Origin of the sequence: Marinobacter sp., assembly GCF_041984545.1 — a bacterium.
Classification (GTDB): Bacteria; Pseudomonadota; Gammaproteobacteria; order Pseudomonadales; family Oleiphilaceae; genus Marinobacter.
The window spans coordinates 17,713-29,204 of sequence record NZ_JBHIXV010000042.1; the positions used below are offsets into that span (position 1 = coordinate 17,713).

Below are 11,492 nucleotides of genomic sequence, written 5' to 3' on the forward strand. Positions count from 1 at the left end.
ACTTCAAGCGGATCACCCTATTCAGCGAGCGAACACGGCATGGCGGCAGCAATTCAGGAACACGACAATCCCCAGAACATCCGGGCCATCATGACTTTCCTGCGCGAGCACGCGCCCTTCTCCAGCATGGATGACGCTCACCTGGCCCACTTTGCCGAGAATGCGTCCATTCAGTTCTACGCAGACGGAGACGAAGTGCTGTCTCCGGAACAGGGTGTCGTCAAACGGTTCTACGTTGTCAAACAGGGTCGGATCCGTGGTGAGCGCCACAACGATAAGGAGGGCCGGACGGAAACCACCTTTGAGATCAGCCAGGGGGAGTGTTTTCCTCTCGCAGCCATGATCGGTGAGCGCCCAACCCGGACCCTGCACCGGGCGGCGGGCGACACCTTCTGCCTGAGTATCGGACAGGCCGCCTTTGTAACGCTTTTTTCCGAGAGTGAGCCGTTCCGCGACTTCTGCCTGCGGGGTGTCAGCAGTCTGCTGGATCAGGTAAACCGTCGCATCCAGTCCAACGCCATGGCATCCATGGGTTCGAGCACTTCGCTGGACACGCCACTGGAACGTTACGCTCTGCGCAACCCCATTGTGTGCTCGCCGGATCTGCCGGTGCGTAAGGCGGTTGCCCGAATGCACGAAAACAACGTTGGCAGCATCATCATTACCGACGACAGCCGTCACCCGACCGGTATTTTCACGCTCCGGGATTTGCGAACCATGATCGCCGAGGACAAAGGGCCCCTCGACACACCCATCCGACAGGTGATGACGCCGGACCCCTGCTGCCTGCCCTCCCACGCAGATGCCTTTGAGGCGGCCATGCTGATGGCAGAGCACCATTTCGCCCATCTGTGCGTGGTCGATGATGAGCACCGGCTCATCGGTGTGGTGTCTGAACGGGACCTGTTCGCCCTGCAGCGTGTGGATCTGGTGAACCTGGCACGCACCATTGGCACGGCCACCCACCTCAATACCCTGATAAGCCTGCGTGCTGATGTGTCCCGACTGGTAGATGCCATGCTCGCCCACGGTGCGGATTCCGGCCAGGTGGTGAAGATCATCACCACGCTGAACGATGTCACGGTACGACGGGTTCTGGAGCTCAATCTGAAAAGAAACGATCCGGGCATTCCCTTCACCTGGCTGACCTTTGGCAGTGAGGGGCGGCAGGAACAGACCCTGCTGACCGACCAGGACAACGGCATCCTGTTCGAAACACCGGAGGGCATGACCGAAGATCAGGTACGGGAAAAACTTCTGCCCTTTGCGCAGACCGTTAACAAGGAGTTGGCAGACTGCGGCTTCACGCTCTGCAAGGGCAACATCATGGCCAGCAATCCCAAGCTCTGCCTGAGCGGACGCGAATGGGACGACTGGTTTATCCGTTTTATCGATGCCTCCACGCCCCAGAATCTGGTGTACTCCTCTATCTTCCTCGATATGAGAGCCGTGTTCGGGCCTACCGAACCGCTGCAGGCATTGCTGGAAAAGGTTCTGGCCCGCATCCGCAAGAACGCGCTGTTCCAGAAGATGCTGGCGGGCAACGCCTTCCAGAGGAAGCCTCCTCTGACCATGTTTCGCAACTTTCGCTACGTGACCGACGGCAAGAAACACTCCCTCGACCTCAAGCGCCAGGGTCTGGCTCCGTTTGTGGAGGCGGTGCGGGTGTTTGCGCTGGCCAACGGGGTGGAAACCGCCAACACCCTGGAGCGCATGGACGAGCTCGCGAAAAAGGGCATCTTCGACCCCAAGGATGCCAATGCCTGGAAAGAGGCGTATAGCCTGATCCAGGCCATTCGGATGCGGGCGCATCAGGAAATGCTGGCGCGTGAGGAGGAATTGACCAACTACATTGATCCGGACGATCTGAACCCGCTTGACCGACGCATATTGCGGGAGTCCTTCCGCCAGGCCCAGCGGCTTCAGCAGAAGCTGGAAGTTACCTACCAACTCTGACTCCCGGACTCGTCTTTATGCTGGAACAGATCAAACAGTGGCTTGGACAGCGCCGAAGCGGTCGCGTGGGCAACCACGACCCGGGCAACCTCCCCAATCCGAAGACCCCCGGTGACCAGTTGCTCTCGGACTGCCGCCTTATTGTCTTGGACCTTGAAACGACCGGCCTGAATGCCAGCAAGGACGAGGTGATCGCTATCGGGGCCGTTGCCATACGCGGCGGCGTCATTCATCTCGGCGATCAGTTCGACCTGGTACTCCGCCGGCCAGAGCTGGATATCAGCCAGACCGTGCTGATTCACGGCATTGGCCCCGAAGCCCTTACCCGGGGTCATGAGACCGAGGACGCACTGCTGTACCTGCTCGAATGGATGAACGGCGACCCGATACTGGCCTACCACTCCGCCTTCGACCAGAAATTCCTGGAAAAGACCTTGCGCAGCCAATTGGGATACAACGTTCCGCACACCTGGATGGATGTGGCGGATCTCATGCCTGCCTTCTTCCCGGATGCCCGAACCGGTGGCAAGAGGCTCGACAACTGGGCCGATTACTTTGGCCTGGAAGTCGGCGAACGGCATCACGCAGCCTCCGATGCCATGGCGACGGCGGAACTGACCCTGATTGCCCTGAATCGGGCCCGGAAAGACGGAGTCAAAACGCTCAAGGGACTGCAGGAAAAACTGCATTATCGTCGCCGGCTTCAAAACATGCATCGCTTCTGAATCGAATCGGCGACGGCCGCACAATTTTGGGGCAAGGGTGCGGCAAATGACTGAGAATTAGACCTTTTGCCAATATCTATAAATCCCTTGACCAGTAAAGTCGGTAGAGACAACTAGTCGGAGAAGTACTTATATGAATAATAAATTCTCTAACCGAAGTGCCTCACCAAAAACCCACCCAACCTCCACAACAACAACACAGGAGTGATCCTATGTCAGGTCATAGCTACGACGCTGAAGCCTACTGGAAGGCAAACCTACGCCTGATATTCGGGAGCCTGATTGTCTGGGCCCTGGTATCTTATGGCTTTGCGATTCTGCTCCGTCCGATGCTTTCAGGCATCGCGATTGGTGGTACCGATCTGGGCTTCTGGTTCGCCCAGCAAGGTTCCATCCTCACGTTCATCGCTCTGATCTTCCACTACGCGTGGCGCATGAACAAGATCGACGAAAAATTCGGCGTGCACGAGGAGTAAGAACGAATGAGCCAATTTGCCATTAACCTCATCTTCGTAGGGGGCTCTTTCCTCCTCTACATCCTGATTGCCATCTGGGCAAAGGCCGGTAGCACCAGCGACTTCTACGTTGCCGGTGGCGGCGTTCACCCGATCACCAACGGTGCTGCTATCGGTGCGGACTGGATGTCGGCCGCATCGTTCATTTCCATGGCGGGTCTGATTGCCGCCGGTGGTTATGCCAACTCCACCTTCCTCATGGGCTGGACCGGTGGTTACGTTCTGCTGGCGATGCTGCTGGCTCCGTACCTGCGTAAGTTCGGCAAGTTCACGGTGCCCGAGTTCATCGGCGACCGGTTCTACAGCAAGAACGCGCGACTGGTGGCGGTTATCTGCCTGATCGTGGCTTCGGTCACCTACGTAATCGGCCAGATGGCCGGTGCCGGCGTGGCTTTCTCCCGCTTCCTGGAAGTAGACGCCACTATGGGTCTGATCATCGCGGCCGTGGTTGTTTTCGTGTACGCCGTACTCGGTGGCATGAAGGGCATCACCTACACCCAGGTGGCCCAGTACTGCGTTCTGATCATCGCCTACACCATCCCGGCGGTGTTCATTTCCCTGCAACTGACTGGTAATGCCCTGCCCCCGATCGGCCTGTTCTCCACCCACGTGGATTCCGGCATGCCGATTCTGGAAAAGCTGAACCAGGTGATCACCGATCTGGGCTTCAACTCCTACACGGCTGACATCGACAACAAGCTGAACATGGTTCTGTTCACCCTGTCGCTGATGATCGGTACCGCGGGTCTGCCCCACGTTATCATCCGGTTCTTCACCGTGCCGAAGGTAGCTGACGCTCGCTGGTCTGCTGGCTGGGCCCTGGTGTTCATCGCCCTGCTGTACCTGACTGCTCCGGCCGTTGCTTCCATGGCTCGCCTGAACCTGATGACCACCATCTACCCTGACGGCACCGACGCGGCTCCGATCCTCTATGAGGAGCGTCCGAACTGGGTGAAGGAATGGGAAGTCACCGGTCTGATCCAGTACGAGGACAAGAACAACGACGGTCGCATCCAGCACTACAACGACAGCCCTGCCTTTGCTGATGAAGCGCAAGCGCGCGGCTGGGCCGGCAACGAGCTGACCGTTAACCGGGACATCCTGGTACTGGCCAACCCGGAGATCGCCAACCTGCCCGGCTGGGTAGTAGGCCTGATCGCAGCCGGTGGTCTGGCAGCAGCACTGTCGACAGCGGCCGGTCTGTTGCTTGCCATCTCCTCGGCGGTCAGTCACGACCTGATCAAGGGTTCGATCAACCCGAACATCACCGAGAAAGGCGAGCTCATGGCAGCGCGGATTTCGATGGCCGTTGCCATCGTGGTCGCGACCTACCTGGGTGCCAACCCACCCGGCTTTGCGGCCCAGGTGGTGGCCCTGGCCTTCGGTATTGCCGCCGCGTCCCTGTTCCCGGCCCTGATGATGGGTATCTTCTCCAAGCGGGTTAACAACAAGGGCGCGATTGCAGGCATGCTGACCGGTCTGGCCTTCACCCTGGTGTACATCTTCGTGTACAAGGGCTGGCTGTTCATCCCGGGCACCAACAACCTGCCAGACACTCCGGATAACTGGGTGCTGGGCATCTCCCCGCTGTCTATCGGTGCGGTTGGTGCAATCGTCAACTTTGCGGTAGCCTTCATTGTGTCCAACGCAACTGAAGAACCGCCCGTTGAGATTCAGGAACTGGTCGAAAGCGTCCGTTACCCGCGTGGTGCCGGTCAGGCTCAAGACCACTAAGCAACATCTCAACCTGATCCATTCCATGAATTGACAGGTTGATACTGAACGGGCTTCCTCAATGAGGGAGCCCGTTCTTTTTTGAGGAAACGATTTTATGTTCTGGACTTTTATCGCCACGGTATTCTGCGGTCTTGGCGCCGCCGGCATTGCGCTCGGCATCCGCGCGGTTACCCGCCAGAAAGCTCCCAGGTGGATCATTCCGGTGTTTGCCGGCGCTGGCATGCTTGGCTATCTGATCTACACGGAGTACACCTGGTACGATCACAAGAAGACCCTGCTGCCCGAGGAAGCGGTGATTGTAAACACCGAATCAGACGGCATTCTGTGGCGCCCCTGGACCTTCGTCTTCCCGTACGTGACGGCATTTTCCACGGTTGATGTGAACAGCATCACCCGGGACACCGACCGCGAGGAGATTGTCCGTTTTACCCTGTACAAGTTTGAGCAGAAAATGACCGATGCGGTTTCCCACCGCGTGCATCTGATCAACTGCGACAGCCGCGAACTGGTTCCGCTGGGGTCCGACGGCACCCCAAGGGTGGATAACCTGAAAGTGCTTGGCAGCAAAGATCCGCTGTTCCAGACCGTCTGCGAGGACTGACCGGGAGCTGACTCAACACCGCTGACATCGACCCGAGAAGGGAACGCGCATTATGATTAGTGCCTGGTTGCTGGCTCTCATATCCATCACCTACATCTCCATTCTGTTCGTGATTGCATGGGCCGGCGACAAGCACCCCGGCCTCTATCGCCGGCGCCTGGCACGAACCCACATCTACGCACTTTCCCTGGCGGTTTACTTTACCTCCTGGACCTTCTACGGCGCCGTTGGTCGCGCCACCCAGGAGGGACTCGCGTTCCTGCCCATCTACCTGGGTCCCCTGCTTGTTTTTGTGTTCGGCGCGCCTTTGCTGCGTCGGATCATCTACATCAGCAAACGCAGCAACAGCACCTCGATTGCCGATTTCATCGCCTCCCGCTACGGCAAGTCCCAGCTTCTGGCGGCCATGATCGCAACCTTCGCTCTGATTGGCAGCGTGCCCTATATCGCGCTTCAGCTGAAAGCCATTGCCATGGGCTTTAATGTCCTGTCCCAGACCGGCGCAGGCTATGACGAGCTGAGCTCCGCTGCCTGGACTGACTCTGCCTGGTACATCACGCTGGCACTTGCGGTATTCACGGTGTTGTTCGGGACCCGGCACCTTGAATCCACCGAACACCACCGGGGAATGATCCAGGCGGTGGCGTTCGAATCACTGATCAAGCTGGTCGCCTTCGTGGCCGTTGGCCTGTTTGTCGGTTTCGGACTGTACAACGGTTTTGGCGATTTATTTTCGCGGGTCAGGGAGGCTGACCTGATCGGAACCCTGACGACCGATGGAATCGAGGCGCCCGCCTTCATTACCCAGACCCTGATTGCTATGTTGGCGATCATCTGTCTGCCGAGGCAGTTCCATGTGATGGTGGTGGAGAACACGGACCATCGCGATTTTGAAATTGCCCGCTGGGCCATGCCGATCTATCTGGTGGTCGCAAGCGCGTTTGTTCTGCCCATTGCGGCAGCCGGTTTGCTGATGCCCGAATCCGGATCGGGCAACCCTGACATCCTGATACTCCAGCTACCCATTCTGGCCGGCGAGGAGTGGCTGGCCATCCTGGCTTTCCTGGGCGGCGGTTCAGCGGCGGCTGCCATGGTTATTGTGTGTTCCGTTGCCATCGCCACCATGGTGAGCAATGAGATCATCATGCCGGCGCTGCTGAAGTTCTTCCGTCCGGGAATGAACCGGCGGGCCGATCTCAGCTCTCTGCTCCTGAGCATTCGCCGGGTCGCCATTTTTGTGGTGCTGCTCACCGCTTACGGCTTCTACCGGATGGCAGGTGAGGACTACAGCCTGACCGCCTTTGGCCTGCTTTCCTTTGCTGCCGCGGCCCAGTTTGGTCCGGCCCTCGTAGGCGGCATCATCTGGCGCCGGGGCAATTACGTGGGCGCCGTCTGGGGCCTCGGGCTCGGTTTCCTGATGTGGTGTTACACGTTGCTGCTGCCCGCGCTGGTAACCACTGGCTGGGTATCAAACACGTTGATTGAAGAAGGATTGTGGGGCCTCAACTGGACTCGTCCCACTGCCCTCTTCGGTTCGGACCTGGATCAGATCAGCCATGGCATCATCTGGAGCCTGGGCATCAACACCGTGGTTTACATACTGCTGTCGCTGGTCACCCGGCAGCGCGTGCGCGAAAAGATCCAGATCGCCTCCTTTTTCCACGACCCCCAGCCTCGCGCCGAGACCGCCCAGCACCAGAGCTGGCAGGGGGAGATCCTGACCTCAGACCTGCAGGCGCTGACCGATCGCTTCATGGGCGATGAGCGCTCGGAGACCATCTTCCGGAACTACGAGCGCCGTAACGCTATTCGCCTTCACCCGCACCGGCCGGCGTCCGCCCACTTGATGAAATACATTGAACGGCAGCTGGCGTCGGTTATCGGTGCGTCCACGGCCCGGGTGGTACTGGAATCCACCCTGACCGGCCGCGACATGCAGATTGAAGATGTGGTCAGCATCGTCGATGAGGCCTCACAGGCCATGACGTTCAGTCGAGAGCTGCTGCAGTCTGCCATCGAAAACATCAGTCTGGGCGTGTCGGTGGTCAACCATCAGCAGCAACTGGTGGTCTGGAACCACCGGTATCTGGAACTCTTCACCTATCCGAAGGGATTTGTCAGGGTCGGCCGACCGGTCGAGGACCTGATGCGCTACAACCTGACCAATGCCAATCTTTCGGCCCGACGGATCGATGAAATTGTCGCAGATCGGTGCAGCAGTATGCGTGAAGGCCGCCCGATGTCCTATGAACGACAGCGGCCAGACGGCACCGTGCTGCGGGTAGACGGCAGCCCCATTCCTGGCGGCGGCTACGTAACCACCTTCCAGGACATCACTGCCATGCGCCGCACCGAGCAGGCCCTGAAGGAAACCAATATCTACCTTGAGCAACGCGTGAAGGAGCGGACCCAGGAACTGCAGGTCATCAACGAACAGATGCTGAAAGCCAAGTCTGTGGCAGAGCAGGCAAACCAGAGCAAGACACGCTTTCTGGCTTCAGCGAGTCACGACCTCCTGCAACCGCTCAATGCTGCCCGACTGTTTACCTCAGCTCTTGCCGGCAAAGCAGAGGACGGGGAGATGAAGGAGCTGGTGGACCACATCGACAGCTCCCTGGGAGCCGCCGAGGAAATCATCAGCACACTGCTGGATATCTCCAAGCTGGACGCCGGCGCCCTGGAGCCTGACATCGGGGTATTCCCCGTTAACGATATCATGCGTCACCTGGCCACCGACTTCTCGGCCATCGCCAAGGATCAGAATCTGGATCTCCACGTGGTACCAAGCAGTGTCTGGATTCGGTCAGACGCCAAACTGCTTCGGCGTGTTGTGCAGAACTTCCTTTCCAACGCCATCCGGTACACGCCGGAGGGCAAGATTCTTCTGGGCTGCCGACGCCTGAAAGGCTATATCCGCATCGAGGTTTGGGACACTGGCCCGGGTATTCCGGAAGACCAGCTCACGCACATCTTTGAGGAGTTCCGGCGATTCCAGCACGGCAGGGATAAAAAAGGGCTGGGGTTGGGCCTGGCGATTGTTGACCGGATCAGCGGCATGCTCAACCACCCGGTTACCGTACACTCGGTACAGGGGCGCGGCAGCGTTTTCGGGATTACTGTGCCGGTAGCGCCGCCAGAGCAGACGGGGCCAGCGGAAACCCGGCCCGCAACCAGTTCAAGGCGCGTGTCAAACCTGGGCGGGCTGCATTTCCTGTGCATTGATAACGACCCGACCATACTGCAGGGTATGGTGGCACTGCTGAGCAACTGGAAATGCGATGTTACCGCCGCCGAGAGCCTCGAAGACGCCCTGGAGAAACTGGACGGGCAACAGCCGGATATTATACTTGCCGACTATCAGCTTGATGATAACAAGAATGGTCTCGACGCCATGGACAGCATCAGGGAAAATCTGGGAAAAGAAATACCTGGCATCCTGGTTACTGGTTATATGGCGCCCGAAGTCCGGGAGGACGCCATCAATCGCGGCTATCAGGTCCTCTACAAACCCGTTAAACCGGCCGCACTGCGGGCGCTGGTTAACAAACAGCTCAAGCAGAAACGCCCATGACCGATTCCAGCAGTGATTTTAACCCGTTCGGGAAGCTGACCTACCTGGTTATAGACGATTTCGAGAATTTCCGTCTGTCCATGCGTCAGATGCTCCGGAGTTGCGGTGCCGACAAGATCGAACTGGTATCAAACGCCAATCAGGCGATCCAGTACTGCACCTACAATCATGTTGACGTTGTACTGTGTGACTTCAATCTGGGAGAGGGACGGAACGGGCAGCATATCCTGGAGGAACTGCGCCACAAGAAACTGCTCAAGCGCTCGTCGCTGTTTCTGATGGTGACTGCGGAAACCTCCAAGGAAATGGTAATGGGGGCGCGGGAATACCAACCGGACGCCTATCTCACCAAGCCCATCAATCGAGCGGTACTGGAGAAGCGCCTGGGAAGCCTGATCAGCCAACGGAACGCGCTTATGCCGATCAACCGGGAAATCGATCGGGAAAACTACCCGGAAGCCATTTCCCTATGCCTCCAGGCCTTGCCCCGACAGCCACGCTACAAAACCTGGCTGATGAAAACCCTTGGCGATCTCTACTTCCGCCTCGGTGATCTGTCACACGCGCTCAAGATCTACGACGACGTGCTATCTCAGCGCGAGCTTTCCTGGGCCCAGCTGGGGCGCTGCAAGGTGCTGCTCGCCAACCGCAGCTTCGATGAAGCAGTGCAGAACCTCAAAGAGCTTATCACCAAGCATCCGGACTACATGGAGGCCTATGACCTCCTGGCCGAGGGTCTGGAACGCCAGGGACGACCTACCCAGGCACAGCAAATCCTCGAGAAGGCCGCTGAGCACTCGCCCAACGCCCTCCTCCGCCAGAAGCACCTGGCCGAGCTGGCGGGCTCAAACCAGGATATGGACACTGCCTCAGAGGCCTGGAGACGCACCGTGGAACTGGGCACCTACTCCATCCATGACAACTCCGAGCATTATCTTGCGCTCGGACAGACCCTCTCTGATCTCAGCGAGGGCGATCAGGACGAGGAAGGAACCGCAAGGGCACGGGAAGCCCTCGCGGTGCTCAAGAAAATGGAAAAGCGTTTTCCAGACGAAGAGGGTATCGGCCTGCGCAGCAAGATTGTCCAGTGCCGTGTCTATGCCGGTCAGGGCCACACCCGGCAGGCCAACGAAATGCTGCAGGCCATACGAACGGAAGCGGGTGACCCGTCTGCCATGGGCGCCCAAACGGGCCTGGATTTTGCCAAAACCCTGTTCCGCATGGGCCAGGATGGCGAAGCCAAGGCGCTACTTGCCAACATGTCAGACCGGTTCAGTGACGACCCGGATATCCTTCAGAAGATCGAAAGCCTGCTCGACGAACCCGTCGGCTTCCGCCAGAAGATCAAGGCACGGTCGCTCAATCGTGACGGCATTAAAGCCTTCGAAGAAGGCAAGCTCCAGGACGCTGCCGACACTTTTGCCCGGGCGCTGGAAATTGTGCCAGACCACGCGGCACTCAACCTGAACCTGGTTCAGGTTCTTCTCAAGGAATACAGCAAAAATCCAGCGGACACGGGCTTGCTACGCCGGTGTCAGAGCTGTCTGGACCGTCTCTCCGACCTGCCTCCCCAGCACAGGCAGCACAAACGCTACGTTGCCTTACAACGCAAACTCAAAGGGCTTTCAGAATGAACAACCAGAACATCGACTTTTCCATGGTGCTCGCATCGGCCGTGCACGACATGAAAAATTCTCTGGGCATGCTACTGAATTCCCTGGATGAGTTGCGGACGGAACACGAACAGTCCCTTGGCGAATCCTCCCGCTTCAACACCCTGCAGTACGAAGCCGAGCGCATGCACAATGACCTGGTGCAGTTACTGGGCATCTATCGTCTCGGCGAAAACAACCTTTCCGCGCACATCGAAGAACACTTTGTTCCGGACTTTCTGTCGGAACACATGGCACGCCACACGCCCCTCCTGGAAGGCCTTGGCATTGATTACTCTATTGAAGCAGACCAGATCAACGGCTTTTTCGATGCAGATCTGCTGACCGGCGTGCTCAACAACACCATCAACAACGCCATTCGATACACCAAGAGCAGGATCCGACTGACGGCCAGCCAACGGGACGGGTATCTCGTGATCGGGGTTGAGGACGATGGTCGGGGTTACCCCGACAGCATGCAGCATACAGGCACCTTGAGCTTCAAGGCCCTGGACTTCAACAGCGGCAGCACCAGCCTTGGGCTGTTTTTTGCGTCGTCGGTAGCAGGTCTTCACAGTGAGGGCAGGCGCCAGGGATCGATCAAGCTTCATAACGGCGGGAGCTTTGGTGGCGGCGTGTTCGAAATCTGGTTGCCTTAAGCACAACAGAGAGCTTTTATCCGGCATCGAGTAGGAGGGGGAGTTACCTCCCCCGTCCTCTCACACCACCGGGCAT

At 58.3% G+C, this 11,492-nt stretch carries 8 protein-coding genes; all 8 read left to right on the forward strand.

Annotated elements, in window-relative coordinates:
• Positions 1-39: 39 nt before the first annotated feature.
• The 8 genes from ACFC20_RS15830 (at position 40) to ACFC20_RS15865 (ending at position 11,416) form a co-directional block, all read left to right on the forward strand.
• Positions 40-1,956 (forward strand): putative nucleotidyltransferase substrate binding domain-containing protein, encoded by a 1,917-nt coding sequence (locus tag ACFC20_RS15830; RefSeq protein ID WP_375193847.1) that lies wholly within the window; start codon positions 40-42, stop codon positions 1,954-1,956.
• Between the two features lie 17 nt (positions 1,957-1,973).
• Entirely contained in the window at positions 1,974-2,681 is a 708-nt protein-coding gene (locus tag ACFC20_RS15835) for a PolC-type DNA polymerase III (protein ID WP_375193848.1), read from the forward strand.
• Positions 2,682-2,893: 212 nt separating this feature from the next.
• Positions 2,894-3,157 (forward strand): DUF4212 domain-containing protein, encoded by a 264-nt coding sequence (locus tag ACFC20_RS15840; RefSeq protein WP_375193849.1) that lies wholly within the window; start codon positions 2,894-2,896, stop codon positions 3,155-3,157.
• Positions 3,158-3,163: 6 nt separating this feature from the next.
• Positions 3,164-4,930 (forward strand): sodium:solute symporter family protein, encoded by a 1,767-nt coding sequence (locus ACFC20_RS15845; RefSeq protein WP_375193850.1) that lies wholly within the window; start codon positions 3,164-3,166, stop codon positions 4,928-4,930.
• A gap of 97 nt (positions 4,931-5,027) precedes the next feature.
• On the forward strand, positions 5,028-5,534 hold the full coding sequence (locus tag ACFC20_RS15850; protein WP_375193851.1) for a hypothetical protein: 507 nt from the start codon (positions 5,028-5,030) through the stop codon (positions 5,532-5,534).
• A 52-nt stretch (positions 5,535-5,586) separates the two neighbouring features.
• A complete protein-coding gene (locus tag ACFC20_RS15855; protein WP_375193852.1) occupies positions 5,587-9,105 on the forward strand; it encodes a NahK/ErcS family hybrid sensor histidine kinase/response regulator in 3,519 nt (1,172 codons plus the stop codon).
• Positions 9,102-10,739, forward strand: a complete 1,638-nt coding sequence (locus ACFC20_RS15860) for a tetratricopeptide repeat protein (RefSeq protein ID WP_375193853.1) — start codon at positions 9,102-9,104, stop codon at positions 10,737-10,739. Before ACFC20_RS15855 ends, ACFC20_RS15860 begins: the two co-directional genes overlap by 4 nt.
• On the forward strand, positions 10,736-11,416 hold the full coding sequence (locus tag ACFC20_RS15865; RefSeq protein ID WP_375193854.1) for a sensor histidine kinase: 681 nt from the start codon (positions 10,736-10,738) through the stop codon (positions 11,414-11,416). The genes ACFC20_RS15860 and ACFC20_RS15865 overlap by 4 nt, the downstream gene beginning before the upstream one ends.
• The last annotated feature ends 76 nt before the right edge of the window (positions 11,417-11,492 follow it).